This window comes from Pseudobdellovibrio sp. HCB154 (genome assembly GCF_046267985.1).
GTDB lineage: Bacteria > Bdellovibrionota > Bdellovibrionia > Bdellovibrionales > Bdellovibrionaceae > Pseudobdellovibrio.
On sequence record NZ_CP176530.1, the window covers coordinates 2,661,887 to 2,684,203 of the forward strand.

Sequence of the window (22,317 nt, forward strand, 5' to 3'; positions counted from 1 at the left end):
TATACTATCTTCGTTGTTGAAGTCGCCTTCTTTTTCCATTCGCATTGGTTAACTTGAAGTTTGAATCGAAGTCTAGATTTAAACTAACACTAGCTTGGTAACGGTCATTCGGAGTTTGACCCGCCGTGGCTCCAAGTTCTGCCGTGTAAGCTGCCACATCAACTTGCAAAAACCACAAGTCCACCCCTAAACCATAACTTACATAACCTTGATTATAACCGGCGCGAATATCAATTAAGGCCAACGACACTTCGGTACCTAAGTGCAATTTTTTAGTCACATTGCCAGTGTTGCGGATAAATTTATATTCAAAAGCGTTTGTCCAGTTGATGAAGCCGAACTCTTTAGAAGCCGCCGCACCGAAGATCAAATTGTTTTCTTGGCGGTCGGGACCATCTCCTTGGGTTGGAGTAAACTTTGTATCGCCCACATCTTTCCAAACCGCAGCTAAGTCTACGGTCCATGGGCCTTTAAACGTATAAAGCGCTGCTAAATCTAAAGCGTTACCTTTACCTTTATTTAACAGCTGTGCTTCAATCACATCTTCCGGATTTGAACCAATTAAGCTACTCACAAGAATGTCAGCCCGCCCTTGCCAACGTTTAACATGGCGACCAGCAACTCCTAAAGAAAAGTTATCCGTCACAGGAATGGCTCCGCCGACCACATAGGCGTAGTCGCTGGTGAAATCAACATTAAATGTCGGAAACGAGGGATTATTAAACGACATCAACAAAGTATTGTTCGAATAAGCACCAACACCCACATACGGTACAACTAACCCACCGTAACCTGTCACTTCAGAGAAAACTTTTTTACCGTAAAGTTCATCGACATCGGATTGATCAAAATCATCATCAAAGCCATCAACTAAATCCTGCGCATTTGTCGAAATCGCCGGACCAAAAGTAATCATATTTAAACTAAAACCGTTTACTTTTGATAACGCCGCCGGATTATTAAAAATCGCATCAGTTCCACGCGCAAAAGCAATCGAAGTTCCACCCATACCTAACGAGCGAGCCGACTGTCCCATTTGAAAAAGTTCAATGGCCGAAGCTTGAAAACTAAAAAATAAAATTAAAAACGATAATATATTTTTCATATTAAGTCCCCGGACAAGCGGCAGCTATTTCCATGGCGTCGTCACCCTGCTCATCACCAATTCCATAGTTCGTCGTATTTAAAAGTCGGCGCATAATATCACGCGTATCACTATTAACACTGTTTTTATCTGTCACATCACAATCTGCAGTAGGAATACTTGTGCACATAGAAATAGAATCATCTAAGCCACTTGTCGCATTACCCAGCATCGCCCCAATATAAGCAAAATTAGTCACAAAATAACCATAGCCAACAATAATATCATTCATCTGGTCATCACTAACTTGGCCCGCCTGACAAACCATGTTGTCGACATCCATCAAGCCATCACCATTATTGTCGGTTCCATCTTTATCAGCATAAGCGCGTAAAGAAATTCCCATTAACACTAAACCCGTGATTGCACTGAATGTATTTTGATTCGTCGTACGTTGTGAAGGAGTTCCGATTGTATCAATCGTCTGTAAAGCTAAAAGACAGTATTCAGGAGCCGCTGCAACTTGCACAAAGGGCTGCATCACAACATTAAATGGACTTCCAGTGCTCTCTGCTAAAGCTGTAACGTATTCTACAAAGTTAAATCCGCACTTACCCGCGTAGGCGCTGGCTAATAATTCTTTCGTAGAAGCTCTGGCTTGCGCACCTGCGGATAATTTATTTAATAACACATCTAGTGCGTAATCATAATTTTGACTGTTGTTGGCCTTTGTCGCTTCTTCTAAATAATATTCATCTGAAGTTTGCGACCCCAAACCAGAAAGCACATTCGGCCCACAAGAATTTATAAATAAAGCAAAGATAGTTAAATACAAAAATGTGATTTTCATAATTTAGTACCTAATTAAAATTCGGGTTGAGTAACGACGGTCTTCTTTCGGAGCATCAGCAGTACCGATTTCTTCACCATAGCTTGAAATTTGCCAAGCAAAACGCTCTGAAGAAATTTCGATACCACCTGTGTAGTAACCCTGGTTCATACCAGCGCGTAAGAAAAATAAATCTTTAAAGTTAACCTCAGCACCAATGTGTAAACGTTTTTTTGAACCTTCTTCTTCGCGCGAATTCGTCACATCACGGTATTCAACTGTCCAAGTACTTCTGATCTTATTGCCGTGAATCGGAAAAAGAGAAATAGCTGCATCAACTGATTGTTTAACTGTAGCTGGCTGCGAAGCTGTGCGCGCACGCACCCCATCACGTAAAGTAAATTCAGTATCACCGATATCATGAGCTACTACCGCTAATGTTGGAACCCAAGCCACGGGAACCTGAATCATCAGACCCGCATCATAAGCAATCGCCGAACCTTCGGCAGCAATTGTTCCTAAATCAAAAGGACCACCCGTTGAAAGTGTACCACTGACAACTTCAATACGATTTAAAGCTTTGGCACTGGCACCAACTTTAATAACTCCGCCGAATAATGATTGGTTAAAACCTAACACAACACCTAAATCATTTTGATAGAAAGTATCCATTGATGTTGTAGCCGTTGTGCTCACGACCGCATTTAATTCATTACGATATAATACACCAAAACCAAAATTTTTAGTTGTAAAGCTTGGCGTGAATTGCGCTTTGGCGTGATAGAACTCGCCCGGATTTTTTTGTAGCTCAGCAGCCATTGTTTCGACTTCAACAGCTTTCGTCAGTGCATCGGCGCGCACGATATCTGTGAATGACCCTTGGCCTTCTAATTCAGGATCAATTAATGAACCGAAATAACCACGAATACTTCCTAAATTAGCCGGATTACGAAATAACGAAGTTTCGTCACTGGTGACACCGATCAATGCGCCACCCATGCCGACCGCTCTGGTATTTGTGTAACCTTCAACCCATTCTGAAGCAAAAGCCGCTACAGGCATGATAAGTAGCGAATAAGCTAATGCGAATACTGATAAAATTTTGGTACTTCTTGCACCCATAATATTAAGTTCCTTCTTAAGTATTATCTCATTGTCATTCTTCCTATCGGAATAACACAGCAGAACTTGAATTAAATTGAGACACTTTGACTTGTGAAAAAGCCGCACTAAAGTCGGCTTTTGAGGCGCTTTTTTTTATTTTGATTTCAGAACGTTTACAAGGTTAAGAACCTGTAAATTTAGATCGTCTTGATTGGTTGAATTATCCAGACAATGGTGGGCACGATTGATTTTTTGGCTCATCGGCAACTGAGCATTGATGCGGGCTAAGGCCTGAGTATGAGTTAAATTGTTTCTAACCATGATGCGCTCGACCTGAGTCGTGACCGGTGCATACACTAAAACGATTTGATCAAACTGCGCTTCTAATTTTTTTTCATACAACAAAGGCACATCGTAAAAACAAAAAGCTTCGCCCGCTTCATAATGTTTCTTTTTACGTGTTTGCACTTCGGCCTGAATAATCGGATGTAAGATTTGTTCGAGCTTTAAAAGTTTCTGCGCATCATTAAAAACAATGTCGCCTAACTGTTTACGGTTCAGACTTTGGTCGGCGTTTAAAATATCTTTCCCGAAATGAGACACGATCTGTTCGTACCCTAGCCCACCAGCCTGCGTGATCTCATGCGAAATCATGTCCGCGTCAATCACCGGAATATTAAGTGAAACTAGTTTGTTTTTTACCGTGGATTTGCCTGTGGCGATCCCTCCGGTCAGTCCGATCCATTTCATCGTGAGACGTTCCCTACCTAAGGCTATATCATGAATCTGAAACATCTTTTTGTAAAGATAAGACTGCTGGTTGCCGATGATGAATTAGATGTCGTATGAAAAGTTTGGTAAATATATACTTTTAGAAAAATTGGCCGCAGGCGGTATGGCCGAAGTGTATCTTGCAAAATCTGCAGGGGCCAACGGAGTTAATAAATTCGTCGCGATCAAACGTATCTTACCGCAATTTTCGAACAATCAAGAATTCATCGAAATGTTCCAAGAAGAAGCCAAAGTTTCTGTGAACTTAAATCACTCGAACGTGGTATCGATTTATGATTTCGGTATCGAAAAAGGCCAATTCTTTATCGTAATGGAATTCGTTGAAGGCCGAAACCTTCGTCAAATCATCAATGAATTAAAAAAATTCAACCGTTCAATCAAAATTGAAGAAGCGGTTTACATCGTTAAAGAAGCTGCTGCAGGTCTTGATCACGCGCATCGTTGCGTGGACCAACACACGGGCCGCCCGCTGAATATCACTCACCGTGATATGTCACCGCAAAATATTATGATCTCGTTTGAAGGTGAAGCCAAAGTTATCGACTTCGGTATCGCCAAAAAATCTGAAGAAAATGGTGAAGAAACTAAAGCAGGTACTTTAAAAGGTAAATTTGCTTACATGTCACCAGAACAAGCCGAAGCTGAAGAAGTTGACCCACGTACTGATGTGTTCGCGTTAGGTATTATTCTTTGGGAATTATTGGCCAATGACCGTCTATTCACTGGCAGCAACGAAAACGCGATCTTACGTAAAGTGCGTGAATGCCAAACGCCACCGATTAGAAAAATTAATCCCCTGGTTCCTGTGGAATTAGAAAGAATCGTAACTAAAGCTTTAGCGAAAGATAAAAACGTTCGTTATCAAACAGCGGCTACGTTACAAAAAGATTTAAATCGTTTTTTAAATACACAGTACCCTGACTTTTCACCACATGATTTCAGCAAAACAGTGATCGACTGCTTTAAAAATGCTTTTGCTGAAGGCCGTGAAAAATTAATTACTTACGCTAAAATTGACATGTCTGAAAAAGAACCGGTTTCTTTTGCGCCCCCGGTAGCTGAAGAAAAATCTAATTCAGCTCCAGATGCAGCGGCGAAAGCAGCTGGCAACCAAGCGCCACCACCTATGCCAACTCAGGTGAAGTTAACACCACTTGAGCCGAAGGGTTTAACACAAGATCAGCAATTAAAAATTGACCTTGATGGTATTAAAAATGCTAAAACCCAACAGCAACAAAATGCTAAAACGCCTCCTCGTCCGGGATCACCAAAACCGATGTCGAACGAAACGAATGTGGGTTACAACACACGCATAACACAAGCTACACGCATCAACTCACCGTCACCTGAAAACAACGAATCAATGGCTGATGTTGTGATGAAACTTGTGATTATTGCGGTCATGGGTATTGCCGGCTATTGGGGTTACAGCAAATACTTAACACCTTCACGTAAAATAGCTAAAAAACAAATTGTTGAAGAAGGCCAAATGGATATCTCTTCTTCAGCTTCGGTTAAAGTTTCTATTTCAAGCCAACCAAGTGGCGCCAGAATTTTCCTTGATGGCGTAGATACGGGCCGCACAACTCCGGCTATCGTTCCTATGAATGCCAACAAAGATATTAAAATCACTCTGAAAAAAGAAAGTTACTACCCGTACGAAGTGACTAAGTCATTTAACGATACAGGTATTTTAACAACAACTTTACAGCAAATGCCTCAAGCAGGATTTATCAACATCAACGTACAAAACGGCGGTGTGAAACCTGTTATCTATGTCAACAACCAACGTTTATCTGAATTACCTCCGATTAAACGTTACGCTGTTACTGCCGGCACACAAGTGACTGTGACTGCGGTTAACCCGATCACTCAATTAAAAGACGAAGTCACAGTTAAAGTTGATTCTGGCGGCGAAGCCAATGTAGACTTAATTTTAGGTCGTACTAAATAATTTAATTCAAAAACACGTTTAAAAAAACACAGCTGAGAGTTACCACCATGACTAAAACGAATAAAACGAGCGATCAATCTATTCATCTATGGCTTAAAAATGCATTAGGCCGCAAAGATCAAATTGCCTTTAAGTATAAGAAAAAAGGCCAGTGGATTGAAAAAACCAACTACAATTATCTTCAGCTAATCACTCACCTGCAAAGTGTTATTAAAGAACACAAAGTAGTTTCAGGCGGAAAAGTTGGTGTGATGTCGGCGACTCGTTGGGAATGGGCTGCCACTGACGTTGCCACATTAGCTATGGGGGCGATCTTAGTTCCGATCTATCCGAACTTAACTGACGAAGATGTGATTTACATTCTTGATCATTCTGAAGCTGATGTTTTATTTGTTGATAACAAAAAAACTCATGCGCAGTTTGAACGCGTAAAAGCTAAAATTCAAAAACAAATCAAATGCGTTGTTTTTGATGAGTTAGATATGGATTCAGGTTATGTGGGCGATAGCGCCATTCAATTAATGATTGAAAATGCCGCGCACGTTAAATTAGAAGACCCAGCCACAATTATTTACACTTCAGGAACAACAGGCCGACCAAAAGGCGTTTTACTTCTGCACTACGCTTTGATTTCAGAAATTTACGAAGCCTTTTCGCTTTTTCAAATCAGCCACGAAGATATTTCATTGGCATTTTTACCGTTTGCCCATGTCATGGGTCGCGTCGAACACTGGGGCGCTTTATTCAGAGGCTCACAAGTGGCTTACGCTGAATCGATTGAATTATTAAAACGTAATTTAGGCGAAATCAAACCCACTTACCTTGTAGCGGTTCCACGTATCTTTGAAAAAATTTATTCTGGAATTGCGGCTTTAGTTGAAACTAATCCGCTTAAGAAAAAACTTTTTGACCAGACTTTATCGTTAGCTAAAAAAATCGCTTACTACCGCGATACCAAACAGGCAGCGCCTGTTGTTTCTGCTTTAGCTTATGAAGGTTTATCAAAAATTGTACTTGGTCCTATTCGCCAAGCCTTTGGTGGAAGGCTACGTTTTGCAATCAGCGGTGGAGCCCCGTTAAGCCCTGACTTAGGACAATTTTTTTCTTACTTAGGAATTCGTATTTTTGAAGGTTACGGCTTAACTGAAACTTTCGCTGCGATTACTGTGAACACTGAAACACATTGGGAACCAGGCACTGTGGGCCGCCCGATCGGTGATGTTGAAATTAAGTTTGCAGCTGATGGCGAAATCTTAGTTCGCTCACACAAATGCCTTAAAGAGTATTACAAAAACCCAGAAGCTACAGCGGCAGCTCTTGATAAAGATGGCTTCTTTGCCACAGGTGATATCGGTGAATTTACGGCGAATGGGTATTTAAAAATCACTGATCGCAAAAAAGACCTTATTAAAACAGCCGGCGGTAAATACGTAGCTCCGCAAAAATTAGAGGGTCTTTTAAAACAAGAGCCGATCGTTTCACAGGTGTTTATCTGTGGTGATCAAAGAAAATTTATTTCAGCTTTAATCACCGTTGAATCATTACCTGTAGATGCTACAGCTGAACAAAAAAACGAAGTTTTACAAAAGATCAAAGCTCAGGTGCAGAAAGTAAATTCTCAGCTTGCGAGCTTTGAAACGATTAAAAAATTTGAAGTGCTTTTTGAAGTGTGGTCGGTTGAAAACGGCTGCCTTACGCCTTCGATGAAAGTAAAACGTAAGTTCATCGAAAACCGCTATGCTCATATCATTGATGACATGTACGGTGGTGGTGGCGGCGGCGAATAACGTCGGCGCGCCATTGTCAGCGTCCTAGGGCACCTGTCAAAGATTTTGACACTCCATCTGCTCCAGATTTGCGAATAGGCTTAACTTTCAAGGCATACCCCTTGCTCCATCTAACGATAGGCAAGGAGTATTGCTATGTTTAAATCATTATTTACAATGAGACTTCTGTTTTTTTCGTATCTAATCTTAGTTACGTTCATGGTGACTGCTTGCCAAAAGAACACTCAAGATGATGGCACTCCGACAACGGATTGTTTAAACTACCCTCAAGCTTGCCAAACTAGTTATTACAACCAACCAGGTTTTACGCCTTATAACTATAACAATGGTTATGGCTACGGTTACCAACAAGGTGGCGTATTCTATAACAATGGTTACTACGGTTCAGGCACAAGCCCATTTCACCAAATGTATAACTCAGCTTATTTATGTAACTGCCCAGCGGGCTCAGTTCCCACTTACAATAACTACGCGGGTCTTGGCTGCGTTCAGTCAAACATGCTTGGTGGCGGATTCCAAGGTTACGCTTATTACGGATATAACACATCTAACAACAACCAATGGATGAACATTCCGCAAATTTCGAATGTAACAGGCTACAATAACAGCAGCTGCTACAATGGTGTTGTTCAATCGTGCATCGTGAGTGACCAAGCAACTTGCAGAACGGGTTTTACTTGCCGCGCTTCTTCTGCTGCGTCAGCAATCGGTATCTGTGTGTCTAATGGAGCGAATGGTCAAGGCGGCCAAATCTGGCGTTAATTTCAGCTATTATTCCATAGATTTTATAATAATTTATTCGATTCAACTGTAAAAATCGGCCATAGTATTGGGTATCACAAGAGGTACCCAATATGGCAAATAATCCTTTACTAGAAAAATTCACTCTTAAAGACCAAGCAGCTCCTTTTGATCAAATCAAAGTTGAGCACTACCTACCCGCTTTAGAAGAAGCGATCAAAGAAGCTAAAGCTAATTTAGAAAAAATCAAAGCCGAGAAAAACTTAACGTTCGCAAATACGATTCTGGCGTTAGAACAACTTTCTGAAAAGTTAGATCGTGCAGCGAATATTTATTTTAATTTATTTTCAGCTGAAGCTAACGAAGAACACCAAGCTTTAGCCCAAAAAATTTCTCCGTTGATGTCGGCCTTTTCTTCAGATGTTTCGTTAGATGAAGAAGTTTTTAAGAAAATTAAATTTATCTACGATAACCGCCAACAATTAGGTTTAACAGGCGAAGACTTAAAGTTAACTGAGAAAATGTATAAAGACTTTTCTCGTAACGGCGCACTTTTAAATCCTGAACAAAAAGAAAAACTACGCGCGCTTGACCAAGAGCTTTCGGTATTAAGCCCGCTATTTTCTGAAAACTGTTTAAAAGCCATCAACGCTTTTGAAATGTATATCACTGACAGCAAAGACCTTGCTGGTCTTCCAGAAGGCGCCATTGAAGCAGCAGCGATTGCTGCTGAAGCCAAAGGTAAAAAAGGCCAATGGTTATTTAACCTTCAGGCCCCGTCACTTATTCCTTTTTTAACGTATGCTGATAACCGCGATTTACGTGAAAAAATGTGGAGAGCGTCTTCATCAAAAAACTTTAAAGACCAATTCGACAATCAAGAAATAGTTCTTAAGATTGTTAAACTTTCAAGTGAGCGTGCGAATATCTTAGGTTTCAAAACATACGCTGAATACGTTCTTGAAGAGCGTATGGCTAAAGACTCTGCGACAGTTTTTGCTTTCTTAGAAAAATTGATCGAGCCATCAATGAAAGCGGCAAAACGCGATTTAGATGAAGTTAAAAAATTCGCAGGCACTGATGATATCAAACCTTGGGATTTTTCTTACTACTCTGAAAAATTAAAAGAACAAAAATATGCTTTTAATGAAGAAGAGCTTCGCCCGTATTTCAAATTAGAAAATGTGGTTGAGGGTGTTTTTGAACATGCCCGCCGTTTATTTGGTTTAACTTTTAAACCTGTGACTGACATTCCGGTTTACCATCCTGATGTTAAAACTTACGAAGTGTATGAAGAAGGTACAAATAAATACATCGGCCTTTTCTATACAGACTTCTTTCCGCGTGAGACTAAAAAATCTGGTGCTTGGATGACATCATACCGCGAACAAGGCATGTGGGCTGGCGAAGTAAAACGTCCACACGCAAGTATCGTTTGTAACTTTACAAAACCAACACCGACTAAACCTTCACTTCTTTCTTATGACGAAGTGGCAACACTATTTCATGAAATGGGCCACGCCCTTCATGGATTACTTTCTCAGTGTAAATACAAATCATTAGCCGGTACTAACGTGTACTGGGATTTCGTAGAGCTTCCATCACAAATCATGGAAAACTGGGTTAAAGAAAAAGAAGGCTTAGATGTTTTTGCTAAACACTATGAAACAGGCGCGCCGATTCCGCCTGAGTTAGTTGAAAAAATTAAACGTTCAGCACAATTTCAAGCTGGCTGGATGAGCTTACGCCAATTAACATTCGGTTGGTTAGATATGAACTGGTATACAACTAGCCCAAGCCAAATCACTGACGTTGATGCTTTTGAAACGAAAACTTTAGAGCGCTTAAGACTATTACCAAAAGAACAAGGGCAGAATATGTCTGTAAGCTTTGGTCATATCTTCGGTGGTGGCTACGCTGCCGGATACTACTCTTACAAATGGGCTGAAGTTTTAGATGCGGATGCGTTTGAATACTTCAAAGAAAAAGGTTTATTCAATAAAGAGATCGGTACGAAATTTAAGAATGCTATTCTTAGCCGTGGTGGCACTGCCCACCCGATGGATCTATTTAAAGAATTCCGCGGCCGCGAACCAGATACTGCTGCTTTACTAAAACGAGATGGATTGGTGTAAGGCCGATGAAAGAGAAACATTTAAGACTTAGAGAAAATAAAAAAATTGCAATCGTTTACCGTATTCATTCACCTGAAGCGGTTCGTATGGCGAAAAAAGTGGTCACAAAACTTAAAGCGAAACGCATTAAAGTTTTCACGGCTCCTGAGCAAAAACAATTAGACGGCACAACCATGCTGATCAGCTCAAACGAATTAAAAGAGATGAGCTTAGTGATTGTTCTTGGCGGCGATGGAACTTACTTACGTGCGGTTCGTTTACTTAAGGGCCACCAAGTTCCGATTCTCGGTTTTAACATGGGTTACCTTGGCTTTTTAACGGCTCACAGTGCTGACGATGCTTTTGCAATCATTGATGAAACGTTAAAAAACAAAATGGTTGTGCAATCAAGATCACGCATTCATGCTTCAGTAAAAACGAAAACAGGACGCCGCGTGGCTTTTGATGCACTTAATGACGTGGTGATCGAACGTGGTTCGTTTTCACAGTTAATTTCAACAGCGGTTTACTTTGATAAATCTTACGTAAATCATATTAAAGCTGACGGTTTGATTGTATCAACGCCGACAGGATCTACAGCGTATAACTTAGCTGCGGGTGGTCCGTTACTTCACCCTGAAACGAAGGCTTTAGTGTTAACGCCAGTAGCCCCACACTCGTTAACAACTCGTCCGTTAATTTTTCCGGATGATAAAAAAATGGTTCTTAAGCTTGAGCAACAAACTTCAATGGCTCACTTAATTATCGACGGGCAAAAAGTTTTAGAATTATCGCAAGATGATGAAGTGACTATCAGCCGCTGCGAAATGGATCACATTATGATTCGTCGCTCAGGCCATAACTTTTTTGAATTATTGAAAGAAAAATTAAAATTCGGAGATCGCTATGCTTCAGGAACTTAGAGTTTCTCAGTTTGCTATTATTGATTCTTTAAATATCGAATTTCAAAACGGATTAAATATTTTATCCGGCGAGACAGGTTCGGGAAAATCAGTGCTGTTAAAATCTTTAGCGCTGTTAATGGGCGAAAAAGCTTCAGCTGATACAATCCGTACAGGCTGCACGCAAGCCACTGTTGAAGGGTCTTTCTATTTAAAAGGCCGTCCTGATCTGCAAAAACATTTAGAATCTTTAGGTATTGAAATCGAAGATAACCAATTAATCGTTCGCCGTATTATTTCTTCTGGCGATAAATCAAAAGTTTACTTAAATGGTGTTTTATCACCGCTGGCGCAATTACGTGATATCGTAGCCCCGCTGATCGAAGTGACTGGGCCTTCGGCTCCGCTGATTGAAATGACTGGCCAGCACGATAACAGAAACCTTTTATCTAAGACTTATCATTTAGATTTATTAGACCAATACGCTGGTCACTGGGATAAACGTTTAACGTTTGAAACCCAATACCAAAACTGGTTAGAGCTCAAATCCCAAATCGCTGATTTTGAAAAAAAAGCCCAAGATAAAGCGCAACGTTTAGATTTCTTAAAATTTCAATTTCAAGAGTTTGAAAAATTAGATCTTCAACCTGAAGATGCACAGTTAGATATCGAAATTAAGAAATTAAAAAATTCTTCTAAGTTATTACAATTCGCTGATCTGTGTGATCAGTTAGTTTACCAAGATGATGGTAGCGTTTCTGCCCGTTTAAAAACGATTCAGAAAAAAGCTATCGAGGTGGCTGCTTTAGACCCTGCTTTACAGGATAAAGTTTCGGCTTTAGACCAAGCGCAAAGCCTAATTGATGATGCCATCTACGCGGTTCGCACTTATGTGAATAAAATCGATGCTGACCCTGAAATGCTTGAAGAAAAAGAATCTCGTTTAAGCCAAATCAGAAAATTACAAAAAAAGCATGGTGAAGATTTAACAGCTTTAATGGATGTCTTTAACCAAATGGCTGGCGAAATTAAAGCTTTAGAAAATAGCGACCAACATTTAGAACAACTTAAAAAACAAGCCGCTGTTTTAGAACTTGAATTAAGAAAACAAGCTTCTGAAATTCATAAAACACGTTCGACTCAAGCTAAAAAGTTAACTGAAAAGGTAAACCAAGAGCTTTTAGATTTAAATATGAAAGGTGTGCTATTTGACGTGCATATCGCGTCTTTAGAGACACTTTCTTCAACGGGCTTATCAGATGTTGAGTTCTTATCACAAACTTCGCCTAAAGACCCTAAGCGCGCTTTAAACAAAGCGGCCAGCGGTGGTGAGCTTTCACGTATTTTACTTTCACTTAAAAAGTCTGTGGGTAAATCTGATTTTCCACGCACGTACTTATTTGACGAAGTAGATACGGGTGTTTCTGGAACGACAGCTGAAAAAGTAGGTCGTAAGTTAAAAGAAATCGCAAAAGGCCAACAGGTAATTTGCGTAACTCACTTACCACAAGTAGCGGCATTTGGTGACGTTCACTTTTCAATTCAAAAATCCACTCTTAAAGATCAGGCAGTGATGACAGTTAACGAACTTAAAAAACAAGATCGTATCGAAGAAATCGCTCGTTTAATCTCGGGAGAGAAAATCACAAAAACTTCATTAGCTCATGCACAGGAGCTGATCAAAGAGTGTCAGGCGTAAAAAACCACCTGAATAAAACACTTCGAACTACCCACCCTAAAGGGAACAATCAGATGTCTGATGTTACCTTCAGGGTGTTTTAATTTTGCAGTGTAATTCATTTTAGGAAGCGCCATCATAAACTTATACCCTTGCGGATTTAAAATCGCTTTCATGCGGCCGTAGATAATTCCGGTTAAAGAACCAATACAATCTAAAGCATCATCGTTCACCGTCATCGGTGCACGACCTAAAAGCTTAGCCATGATGGTTAAGGCGGCCACGTCAGAAAAATGCAGCTGCAACAGACCTTTTTGCTGTTCAGAGATCAACTCAACACTGCTGGTGGCGTGGCCTGATGGCGTCCAGTGTTGCGCAATAAAATTTCCTTCGAAATCGCAGGGAAGGCGGCACATCTCGTATATGGTTTCTTGCACACCCGCGGTTAAAGCGGTAGCTAAGTTTTCATCGAAGAAAAAATGTTTTAGATCAGCAGTTGCTGCAGCAGACATCACAAATTCCTTTGCCTATCTACTATCATAGCTAAATATTCTGTTATTTATAAATTATTTTAACAAAAATAGGTTATTTTTTATTTATCAGGACCTGGACGTTAACGACCTGGACTTGACCTTGGTCGATAAGAAGCGCCAGTGGTTCAACCAACCACGTTCCTAAATTAATTGAACGGGCATTTTTATGACCCACCGTAAAAGTGTAATCATCAAACACGTGCATGTGACCTGTGACAATAAGATCAAACGGTTCAACGTTATATACCTTCATCGCATAGGCTTGAATCATCGCTTTTAATTTGCCTGGGTTTTGTGAAGCATACTGGCCGGTTTTCTTGCGGCTTTTTTTACTTAAACTCTCGCCCACACGTTTCCAGAAAGAACCCGGAAGATTGTGTGCAAACCATTCAACCCACGGTTGTCTGATTGATTCACGGTAAGCTAAGTAAGCTTTATCATCTGGATTAATGTAATCGCCGTGTTCACAGCGAACTTTTAACCCGTCAATTTTAAAAAAGGCTTCGTTTTCAATAACCGGAATATCTAAATGTTTTGTCCAAAAACGATCGATATGAAAATCGTGATTACCTTCGAAATACACCAACTTTCCACCACCCGCTTTAAAATTACGGATTTCGTCGATCAGTTGTTTGTAGTGATTTTGAAAAGCAGCACCGTCAGAAAGCCAGAAATCGAAAATATCCCCTAGAAAATAAACGGAATGTTCAGAAGGGTTTTGATTTAAGAAAAAGAAAAAGCGCAATAGCAAATTGCCATTGCGCTCATTGATGTCTGTAATATGAAGATCAGAGATAAACCAATGCTTCATGAAGACACGTTTTGATCTAAGTGTTTAGATCAAAACCTTGTTTCTTTCTGATGAAAGCTGGAACTTCTAAGATATCGCGAGCCATTTTGCGCGCGTCTTCTAGACTTCTGCTTTCGTTCTGACGTTCTTCAGTCATCATAGTTAATTGCTCAGGAGCAACGTTTTTCTCTTCAGCAACTGCTGGTTGTGTTTCGCGGAAAGCGCGAGCTTTTGCTAACAACATATCACGAGCTGAAGCTGCATTAGTTGCCACCGGAGAAACCGCCGCAGATAAATCTTGGCCGAATGTTTCGTTAGTTTCTGTATGTGCGTGCATTTCAGGAGCAGCTGGTGCCGCAACCGGAGCTTCTGGTTGAGTGAAAGCTTGAACAGACTCTTGCACTTGTGCCATCGGTGGTAAAACCGGAGCTTGTTGTGGAGCTGGAGTTTGCGGCGGCATCATCATAGATGGTTGCGGCTGAGCAAATTGCTGAGCTTGCATCATTTGAGCGTACATCGCTGCTTGCTGTTGAGCTTGTTGCATTTGCATCGCTGCATGATTCGGAGCTTGCGGCATTTGCGGCATCGCTTGAGTCATTGGCTGAGCAAAGTGCTGAGCTGGAGCTTGTGGAAGATCGAACATGATTGATGGACCCGCATTTAAGAAAGATTGCATGCTGTTCATCTGTGGCATCGCATCCATTTTCTCTTCACGAGCAAAACCGGTAGCGATAACTGTTACACGAACTTCGTCAGTTAAGTTAGGATCGATAACCGCACCGAAGATCACTTCAGCATCTTCAGAAGCTGCTTCAGTGATTAACATAGAAGCTTCATTTACTTCATATAATGATAAATCAGATCCACCCGTTACATTGATGATGATACCAGTCGCGCCATCAATTCTTACGTTCTCTAATAAAGGAGAAGAAATCGCTTGTGTCGCTGCTTCAACGGCACGGTTTTCACCTTTTGCAGAACCAGTTCCCATTAACGCTAAACCTTTGTTAGACATAACAGTTCTGATATCAGCGAAGTCTAAGTTGATTAAACCGCGGATGTTAATTAAATCAGAGATACCTTTAACGGCTTGAAGTAAAACTTCATCAGCTTTTTTGAAAGTATCTAATAGAGGAGTTTTATCTCCAGAGATTGATAATAATTTTTGATTCGGGATAACGATTAACGCATCTACGTTTTCTTTTAATTCAGAAAGACCGCCTTCAGCGTGTTTAGTACGTTTTTTACCTTCGAACATGAATGGCTTAGTAACAACACCGATTGTTAATGCACCTAATTCACGAGCTACTTTGGCTACAACCGGCGCGCCGCCAGTACCAGTTCCGCCGCCCATTCCGGCAGTAACGAAAACCATGTCTGAACCTTTTAATTGTTCAACGATTTGGTTGTAAGATTCGATTGCAGATCTGCGGCCTACATCTGGATTTGCACCAGCGCCTAAACCTTTAGTAAGATCAGCACCTAATTGGATTTTGTATCCAGCTTTAGATGAATTTAAAGCCTGGATATCAGTGTTAGCTACGCAAAACTCAACGCCGGCCATTCCGCCTTCGATCATTGTTGCAATTGCATTCGATCCGCCACCGCCGACGCCGACTACTTTAATATTGGCGCCGATATTTACGTTCTCTTCTAATTCAAACATGGGTTCCCTCCCGAGTGATAAAAATTCCCTTTAAAAAATTAAAACAAATCTGTGAAAAACTTTTTCATCTTAGATGCCACATCCCCGATAGAGTCAGACATCGCCTCACCTAATAAAGATGTTGTTGAAAGATCTTGCGGCATTTGCGCGTAATAATCTTTCTTAGTTTCTAAGGCATGAAACAGTAAGCCGATAGCTGTTGCAAACTCGCCACCTTTTACTACATCTTTTAAACCACCCACTAATGCCGGATAACCACGGCGAAGTGGAAGATCAAAAATAAATTCACCCATTTCGATCAATCCGTCTAATTGACTTGATCCACCTGTGATCACTAGGCCTGATCCAAGTAATGGTTGAAGACCACTCATTTTAATATCGTGAGCGATCATATTTAAAACTTCTTCAGCACGAGCTTCTAGAATGTGAGCTAACTCTTTACGCGGAACTGTACGTGATTTTCTTCCGCCTACACCGTCAACTTCGATGGATTCATGTTCATCAACTAAAGTTGCCAATGCGCAGCCGTGTTTTTTCTTTAAAATTTCAGCTGAAACTTGTGGAGTACGAAGACCAACTGCCACGTCATGAGTAAAGTGCATACCACCAACTGGTACCATTGATGTGTGAGCTACAGATCCGTTAATTAAGTAAACCATTTTCGAAGCGCCGCCACCGATATCAGCGACACAAACACCAAGATTCTTTTCATCAGAGCTGATAACAGATTTTGTTACAGCCACTTGATCCATCACTAATCCCGCAACACGTAACCCAGCTTTTTCGATACATTTTGTAAGGTTGGAAATCGCAGACTGTGATGCCGTCACAATGTGAACATTCGCTTCTAAACGCACACCCATCATACCGATTGGGTCAGTGATTCCGTCTTGTTGGTCGATCTTAAATTCGCGAGGTAGTACATGTAAAACCATACGGTCAGCAGGAATCATGATGGCTTTTGCCGCTTCAATTACGCGGTCGATATCTTGCTGGTTAACTTCTTTATTTTTAACAGCAACCATGCCTTTTGAATCGAAAGATTGAATGTGTGATCCAGAAACCGAAACCCACACTTCAGAAACTTTAGAACCTGACATTAATTCAGCTTCTTCTTTCGCGCGACGGATACATTCAGTTGTCGCTTCGATGTTAACAACTACGCCTTGCTTGATTCCAGAATTTGGAACTAAGCCTACGCCAGTCACTTCGATTTTAGTTTCATTTTTTTCATTAAGAGTTACATGGGACATCACTAGCTTTACAGCTGATGATCCAATGTCTAAAGACGCCAGAACAGGTCCAGAATATTTTGAAGCACTCATCCGTAAGCTCCATTAGTGTTCGTCTAATACTTTTTCGATATCGACGAACGTGTTGCAAATTCATTAAGCAGAAAAATCATAGACTAACGTCATCCAGACTATAGTCCCTTTTTTAAGCTTAAGGAGTCTGCTGCAACCTGACAAGAACTTTTTTTGAAAGATTTGCGTCTATGACGCGTGCTTTAAGATCACGCTTTTCAAGATAATCTAACACTTGAGAAACGCGCGCCGATTTCACAGCGAATTGATCTTCGCCTAATTTGATTTTGATATTGGTTTTCGCCACTTCAACCCAGTAACCTTCTTTGTTATCAAAGCCGATTTCTGAAATGATTTTGTGAGAGAGTTTTCCTTCTTCAGGAAGAGATTTTAAGAGTTCAACCGCGGTTTTTCTTTTCGCTTCATCTTTTACAAAAACTTCACCTTTTAGCATCGCAAGAGGTGGAGCTTGAGCCGTATCAACTTCAGGTAGGATGGCACCATCAGTTGTTACCGGACGCACGAAACCTTCAGCTAATCTTTTTTGATCAACGTAAAGCAAACTTAAGATTTTTGGTTCGATTTCAACGTTGATAGCGTTTGGCCATGAACGCGAAATACGAAAATCTTTGATCCAACTTTTAGCTTTTAATTTATCTGAAACTTGAGATAAAGACAGTCGCCATAACGACTGCCCTTTATATGAAGATAACTCTTGATTGAGTTTATCTAAGTACGGCTTAGAAAAGTTTAACTGTTCTGATTTTGTCATCACCTTCATCTCGATTTCTTCGATGGCGAAAAAACCGCGCTGGTCCAGTGTGTAGACCGACGCAAAAACTGCCGCCGGCACTACTACGAAAATAAAGAACAAACGAAAATAAAATCTAAGACGTAACCAGTTCACTAAAATATCCTATTAGTTTTTACCTACAGCTTCAACTTGTAGGCCCATTTCTTCATAACCACATTGCTCATTAACCTGACCAGATGTATTTAACTTGTGAAGGTAAAGGATAACATCCATTTCACCCTCTAAAGCTGTACCTAAACGGTCAAACGCATGCTCAGAATCAGCTAAGTGGTTTGTACCGAAAGATGTTTCATCGAACCAGTGGTAGTTAAAGTTCACAGGTACTTTATTTTGTACTGAGTGAGTGTTGTACCATTGATCTTTTTTAAGTTTGAATACGAACATCCAGTGTTTGCAACCATCTGCCGGAGACTGAACTGTAACACCCGGAGCAGTGAAACCATCAGAAGCTGACATCTCGTAAGAAGAAGCTACGAATGGAGAGTAAGCTTGGTCACGTGAGATACCAAAACCATCTTCATAACCAGAAGAATACCAGTCAGTGTGACGGTTAACCGCATCACGGATACGCTCGTAAGCAAAACCTTTATCCACAGATTTAGAACCTAAACCCGTTAATGAGTTGAAACCTAAGTCAGGGCGTTTCCAGAAAACGTCTTTTTGCGCTTCCCAAGATTTAACGAAGTCAGTGTAAGTTACGTTAGCTGCAGCTACTCTTGCTTCATGCTCTGCTTTTAACTGAGCTTGTTTAGCTTTATGAGCTTCAACATCTTCAGCTGTCATAACTTTTTCTTCACCTGTGTTATCATCCCACTTGATATATTCACCTTTATCGTTTTGGTATAATTCTTCTTCATAGAAAGAATCTTTTACCGGCATTTTAAATCCGAAAGGACCTGCTACAGGATTTAAATTTGGAATGATGTAAACAGAGTCACCTTCTGCAGAGAAAGTAGAATCAAATTTTTGATCACGTAACATCCAAGTTGCTAAACCCGCACGGGCTGCTGACCAACGGTAAGCAAATGGCGCACTCGCATACTTTTCACAGATATTGGGATCAGAAACTTTATCTTTTGAAGCTGTTTTAAGAACGTACTTACCGTCTTTAGTTCTTGTACAGTTATTCGTGATCGTAGAAGAGTACCAAATCATACCATTTGATTCAGGAGAATTTGGTTTAAAGTTCGAGTCACCACGGAAATCGTAGATATAATCTAAGTCTTCTTGGTTACAACGAGCTTTGAATTTAGTGTACTCTTTTTTGTAAGCTGCAAGCGCACTGTTTTTAGCCTGAGCTACGTTACGCTTTTTGTTTACATTCGACTTACCAACAGCACCGTGCTCGTCCAATTCCTCTTCATCATAATACTCTTCTTCATCAGCGCCACCAGAACTACGAGCACCAAATAAAGAGTTTGTTTCAACGTATTTTTTGAAGATGAACTTTGTTTCACAAACTGTGAAAGGCTCAATCGGCGTATCTTCTCTGTAAGTTCCAAGTTTTACATCGTACTTACGCGCTTCTCTTTCTTTAGCATTGAAAATTGCTTTTGAATTTTCGATGTAGTTTGCGTATGAGTGCGCAGAAACCTGTGACCATAACTCGTGTTTGATGTTGATCGTTTTCTGCGGCGTAGTTGGTAACGTATACATTCTGTTAACCCAACGGATTTTTTCTTTAATTAAAGAAGGACGGTCACGGAATTCACCACAAAGTAAAGTCATGAAAGCGTGCGCATTCTTGCGGCCGTTTTTCACTTCTTGAACATTTGCCGGAAATTCAGCTGGAACATCAACTAACTCTTTACCGTTTCTTAAGTTGTAAGTGTAAAGAGGACCAGAGTAGAAATAAAAGCTGTATGGAGAAACCATCGCTAATTTTTTTACTGCGGCTAAAACATCTTTATTTTTGTAATTCGGTGTTGGAATATCAGCCGAGTTTCTGTTTCCACCGCAGTACGCTTGCCAGATAGCTTCTGGATTAGAGCCCGCTGGAATTGGCGGCATGATATCTTTAAAATCGGCTGCCGACACTGTTACTGAACTAACTAATAAGCTTGAAATTAATAATAATTTTTTCATCTGGTAGTTCCCTATTTAACTTTCTTACCGAAATTGATTTTGCTAGAAAATCTAGGAGCCATTCCGTAAACATTTTTGTTTGCTGTGCATGGATCATAAGAAGCTTGGTACTTCATGCAAACGTAAGGCTTAGCAGCTTGGTTTTTTTGAACTTTCACCGCAATTTTACGCCAACGAGTAATCCAGCCTTTTTGTGAACGACTAACTTGGTTTACAGGAATACCAACAATTAAGCTTTCTTTTTCTAAATCAACAACTTGGTCTTTATTACAATCAACTTGTAACGAGTAAAGACGGTCATCAATTTTTTCAGAGTAGTTCACATCAACTGCGTTTCTTGCAGTTTCAGTTGAACCCAATAAACCGCAACTCATCATTTCAGATGTAGAAGACGGCGCGCGATCGAACGTAGGGTTGACATTATCTGCAACCGGATTATGACCACATGATGCAAGCAATGCGATTGCTGCAATAACGTAAATCTTTTTCATTATTGTTGTTCTCCGTTTTTCTTAATAATAGGTTGATCAATTAAATATTCACCCACAGCGCCTTTAGCAGGCAGATCAGGAATCGCTGTTGCCAGTTTTTCCCAAGTATAAACATAGTGGTCAGCAAATCTGTGAACCACTTCAGGAATTGTTACGTAGTAAGAGTTTTCCCAGTTTTTGTTAAAGCCAGCACCAGTTAAGTTAGCTGAACCGGTAAATACTGCTGAGAAGTCATTAGGGTTATTACCTTTAGAGTTTTTATCAGCGAAGATTAAGTATTTGCTGTGATGTAACTGGTGCTCATCACCGTTTGTTTCCATGAATTTAAGTTGCGCACCTTTTTGTGCTAACTTGTCCATGTTGTAATATTCTTGCGGCATTGTATCGCCAACTTGGTAATCAGGATCATTGGCTTTGTAATAAGTATCGTCATCACAAACGATTCTCATGTCTGGACGGTATTTAGATGACATACGTTTTGATAAACCATTGATCATTTTCGAGTAGAAAAATCTGTGGCAAGCTAACCAGATTCTTTTTGCATTCGTGATACCTGGAGTACCCGCTTGTTCATCACCATATAACATGTAATCAACAGCTGTTTTCTTTTTCACACCAAATTCAGGTTCGCCTTCACCAGGCACGAAGAAAACTTTGATATCTTTTTCTTCAGGAGCTTTGATCGCTTGGCGGCAGTTTCTGATTGATTTGATGTATTCAGCACGTGAACGGCCAGAAACTTCATCCCATTCAGCTTTCATCGCACAAATGTGAGATTGCGCAAACTGTGAATTGGCATTTGTTGTAATGAAGTTCCAGTTTTCATGATGAATTACAGGGCCTGAAGTCATATTACCCGAAGAGAATACAACTTTAAATTCGTATTTAGAGTTTGGATTGATGATAAAGAATTTATTATGCGCAAATCCTAAGTCACCTTCCATACCACGCAATTTCATTTCAACATTTTCAGGAGCACAAGCTACTAGTTCTTGAGCAACAGTTGTGTCTTCTGTGCTGCTCATTACAAAGCGGATTTTTACGCCTTTTTTAGCTACTTCACATAAAGCTCTAGTCACAGTTTTGTTTCTGAAAGAAAGGTATGTGAAGAAAATTTCTTTAACGTTTGGTTGGTTGATCCACTCAACTAAACGGTACTGTGGAGACTGCGGACGGTCACCCGAACGGCGTAGATCGTATTTGTTTTTGCAATATACGTTTTCAGGCTTTTGTTTTAACGTTTTACCGCTATTGCTTTTCACTTCTTGCGTGTACGTGTAAACACCGCACTCAGGGTCAGTGAATAAAACTTCGTATTTGTACGGTTTGTAATCTTGTAGACGGTCGAAGTACTTAACTTCTTGATTTTCTTCAGGTTGCTCTTGCGCAACATTACGATCTGATGAGGTAAAAGTTTGGCAAGAAAATACCGAAGCCAAACAGATAGCCATCACCGCTTTCTTCCATGAAAACATAGCAGTCTCCTTCGCTGTTAAAACAGACACTTTCAGAGTAAAGGAGAATATGTTTTTTTAAAATGAAATAAAAAAGTGCTCCACTTCCGGAGCTCACATGTTAAGACGAAGGTCTTGCTATCTTTTCACAATCTTAACAAGCTGGATAATGGTCCAGCCTGTGTTCAGTGTGTC

General features: G+C 40.4%; 18 protein-coding genes. 6 read left to right on the plus strand and 12 right to left on the minus strand.

What is annotated here, in order from left to right:
- Nucleotides 1-4: 4 nt before the first annotated feature.
- The 4 genes from ACKWCF_RS12905 to coaE form a co-directional block, all read right to left on the minus strand.
- The gene (locus ACKWCF_RS12905; protein ID WP_409478005.1) at nt 5-1,105 is read right to left on the minus strand and encodes a hypothetical protein; all 1,101 of its coding nucleotides are present in this window, start codon (nt 1,103-1,105) and stop codon (nt 5-7) included.
- Nucleotide 1,106: 1 nt separating this feature from the next.
- Nucleotides 1,107-1,934: a hypothetical protein gene (locus ACKWCF_RS12910; protein WP_409478006.1), complete on the minus strand. Its 828-nt coding sequence runs from the start codon at nt 1,932-1,934 to the stop codon at nt 1,107-1,109.
- 3 nt (nt 1,935-1,937) lie between these two features.
- Entirely contained in the window at nt 1,938-3,035 is a 1,098-nt protein-coding gene (locus tag ACKWCF_RS12915; protein WP_409478007.1) for a hypothetical protein, read from the minus strand.
- Nucleotides 3,036-3,170: 135 nt separating this feature from the next.
- Nucleotides 3,171-3,767, minus strand: a complete 597-nt coding sequence (gene coaE, locus ACKWCF_RS12920; protein WP_409478008.1) for a dephospho-CoA kinase — start codon at nt 3,765-3,767, stop codon at nt 3,171-3,173.
- An 88-nt stretch (nt 3,768-3,855) separates the two neighbouring features.
- Between coaE and ACKWCF_RS12925 the strand changes: the two genes are divergently transcribed.
- The 6 genes from ACKWCF_RS12925 (at nt 3,856) to recN (ending at nt 13,006) form a co-directional block, all read left to right on the plus strand.
- Nucleotides 3,856-5,763 carry a protein kinase domain-containing protein gene (locus ACKWCF_RS12925; RefSeq protein ID WP_409478009.1) on the plus strand — a complete coding sequence of 636 codons (1,908 nt, stop codon included), beginning with the start codon at nt 3,856-3,858 and terminating at the stop codon, nt 5,761-5,763.
- Between the two features lie 47 nt (nt 5,764-5,810).
- Nucleotides 5,811-7,550: an AMP-dependent synthetase/ligase gene (locus tag ACKWCF_RS12930; RefSeq protein WP_409478010.1), complete on the plus strand. Its 1,740-nt coding sequence runs from the start codon at nt 5,811-5,813 to the stop codon at nt 7,548-7,550.
- A 135-nt stretch (nt 7,551-7,685) separates the two neighbouring features.
- Entirely contained in the window at nt 7,686-8,312 is a 627-nt protein-coding gene (locus tag ACKWCF_RS12935) for a hypothetical protein (RefSeq protein WP_409478011.1), read from the plus strand.
- Nucleotides 8,313-8,404: 92 nt separating this feature from the next.
- Nucleotides 8,405-10,426 (plus strand): M3 family metallopeptidase, encoded by a 2,022-nt coding sequence (locus tag ACKWCF_RS12940; RefSeq protein WP_409478012.1) that lies wholly within the window; start codon nt 8,405-8,407, stop codon nt 10,424-10,426.
- A 5-nt stretch (nt 10,427-10,431) separates the two neighbouring features.
- Nucleotides 10,432-11,328: an NAD(+)/NADH kinase gene (locus ACKWCF_RS12945; protein ID WP_409478013.1), complete on the plus strand. Its 897-nt coding sequence runs from the start codon at nt 10,432-10,434 to the stop codon at nt 11,326-11,328.
- The gene (recN, locus tag ACKWCF_RS12950; protein WP_409478014.1) at nt 11,312-13,006 is read left to right on the plus strand and encodes a DNA repair protein RecN; all 1,695 of its coding nucleotides are present in this window, start codon (nt 11,312-11,314) and stop codon (nt 13,004-13,006) included. Before ACKWCF_RS12945 ends, recN begins: the two co-directional genes overlap by 17 nt.
- Here recN and ACKWCF_RS12955 read toward each other — a convergent pair.
- From ACKWCF_RS12955 to ACKWCF_RS12990, 8 genes are all read right to left on the minus strand, one after another.
- Nucleotides 12,997-13,497, minus strand: a complete 501-nt coding sequence (locus tag ACKWCF_RS12955) for a chemotaxis protein CheX (protein ID WP_409478015.1) — start codon at nt 13,495-13,497, stop codon at nt 12,997-12,999. The genes recN and ACKWCF_RS12955 overlap by 10 nt on opposite strands.
- 73 nt (nt 13,498-13,570) lie before the next feature.
- Complete coding sequence (locus ACKWCF_RS12960; RefSeq protein ID WP_409478016.1) at nt 13,571-14,329, minus strand: UDP-2,3-diacylglucosamine diphosphatase; 759 nt, start codon at nt 14,327-14,329, stop codon at nt 13,571-13,573.
- A gap of 16 nt (nt 14,330-14,345) precedes the next feature.
- A complete protein-coding gene (gene ftsZ / locus ACKWCF_RS12965) occupies nt 14,346-15,974 on the minus strand; it encodes a cell division protein FtsZ (RefSeq protein ID WP_409478017.1) in 1,629 nt (542 codons plus the stop codon).
- Between the two features lie 38 nt (nt 15,975-16,012).
- Nucleotides 16,013-17,299, minus strand: a complete 1,287-nt coding sequence (ftsA, locus tag ACKWCF_RS12970; protein WP_409478018.1) for a cell division protein FtsA — start codon at nt 17,297-17,299, stop codon at nt 16,013-16,015.
- A 118-nt stretch (nt 17,300-17,417) separates the two neighbouring features.
- Complete coding sequence (locus tag ACKWCF_RS12975) at nt 17,418-18,185, minus strand: cell division protein FtsQ/DivIB (RefSeq protein WP_409478019.1); 768 nt, start codon at nt 18,183-18,185, stop codon at nt 17,418-17,420.
- A gap of 12 nt (nt 18,186-18,197) precedes the next feature.
- The gene (locus ACKWCF_RS12980) at nt 18,198-20,177 is read right to left on the minus strand and encodes a hypothetical protein (RefSeq protein WP_409478020.1); all 1,980 of its coding nucleotides are present in this window, start codon (nt 20,175-20,177) and stop codon (nt 18,198-18,200) included.
- Nucleotides 20,178-20,188: 11 nt separating this feature from the next.
- The gene (locus ACKWCF_RS12985; protein WP_409478021.1) at nt 20,189-20,668 is read right to left on the minus strand and encodes a hypothetical protein; all 480 of its coding nucleotides are present in this window, start codon (nt 20,666-20,668) and stop codon (nt 20,189-20,191) included.
- Nucleotides 20,668-22,143 (minus strand): phospholipase D-like domain-containing protein, encoded by a 1,476-nt coding sequence (locus ACKWCF_RS12990; RefSeq protein WP_409478022.1) that lies wholly within the window; start codon nt 22,141-22,143, stop codon nt 20,668-20,670. Before ACKWCF_RS12990 ends, ACKWCF_RS12985 begins: the two co-directional genes overlap by 1 nt.
- Nucleotides 22,144-22,317: the final 174 nt, after the last annotated feature.

Coding starts and splice junctions, on each gene's coding strand:
- coaE (WP_409478008.1), bottom strand. CDS start 3,767: ATGAAATGGATCGGACTGACCGGAGGGATCGCCACAGGCAAATCCACG.
- ACKWCF_RS12935 (WP_409478011.1), top strand. CDS start 7,686: ATGTTTAAATCATTATTTACAATGAGACTTCTGTTTTTTTCGTATCTA.
- recN (WP_409478014.1), top strand. CDS start 11,312: ATGCTTCAGGAACTTAGAGTTTCTCAGTTTGCTATTATTGATTCTTTA.
- ACKWCF_RS12990 (WP_409478022.1), bottom strand. CDS start 22,143: ATGTTTTCATGGAAGAAAGCGGTGATGGCTATCTGTTTGGCTTCGGTA.
- ACKWCF_RS12960 (WP_409478016.1), bottom strand. CDS start 14,329: ATGAAGCATTGGTTTATCTCTGATCTTCATATTACAGACATCAATGAG.
- ACKWCF_RS12985 (WP_409478021.1), bottom strand. CDS start 20,668: ATGAAAAAGATTTACGTTATTGCAGCAATCGCATTGCTTGCATCATGT.
- ACKWCF_RS12910 (WP_409478006.1), bottom strand. CDS start 1,934: ATGAAAATCACATTTTTGTATTTAACTATCTTTGCTTTATTTATAAAT.
- ftsA (WP_409478018.1), bottom strand. CDS start 17,299: ATGAGTGCTTCAAAATATTCTGGACCTGTTCTGGCGTCTTTAGACATT.
- ftsZ (WP_409478017.1), bottom strand. CDS start 15,974: ATGTTTGAATTAGAAGAGAACGTAAATATCGGCGCCAATATTAAAGTA.
- ACKWCF_RS12915 (WP_409478007.1), bottom strand. CDS start 3,035: ATGGGTGCAAGAAGTACCAAAATTTTATCAGTATTCGCATTAGCTTAT.
- ACKWCF_RS12930 (WP_409478010.1), top strand. CDS start 5,811: ATGACTAAAACGAATAAAACGAGCGATCAATCTATTCATCTATGGCTT.
- ACKWCF_RS12955 (WP_409478015.1), bottom strand. CDS start 13,497: ATGTCTGCTGCAGCAACTGCTGATCTAAAACATTTTTTCTTCGATGAA.
- ACKWCF_RS12980 (WP_409478020.1), bottom strand. CDS start 20,177: ATGAAAAAATTATTATTAATTTCAAGCTTATTAGTTAGTTCAGTAACA.
- ACKWCF_RS12925 (WP_409478009.1), top strand. CDS start 3,856: ATGTCGTATGAAAAGTTTGGTAAATATATACTTTTAGAAAAATTGGCC.
- ACKWCF_RS12945 (WP_409478013.1), top strand. CDS start 10,432: ATGAAAGAGAAACATTTAAGACTTAGAGAAAATAAAAAAATTGCAATC.
- ACKWCF_RS12905 (WP_409478005.1), bottom strand. CDS start 1,105: ATGAAAAATATATTATCGTTTTTAATTTTATTTTTTAGTTTTCAAGCT.
- ACKWCF_RS12940 (WP_409478012.1), top strand. CDS start 8,405: ATGGCAAATAATCCTTTACTAGAAAAATTCACTCTTAAAGACCAAGCA.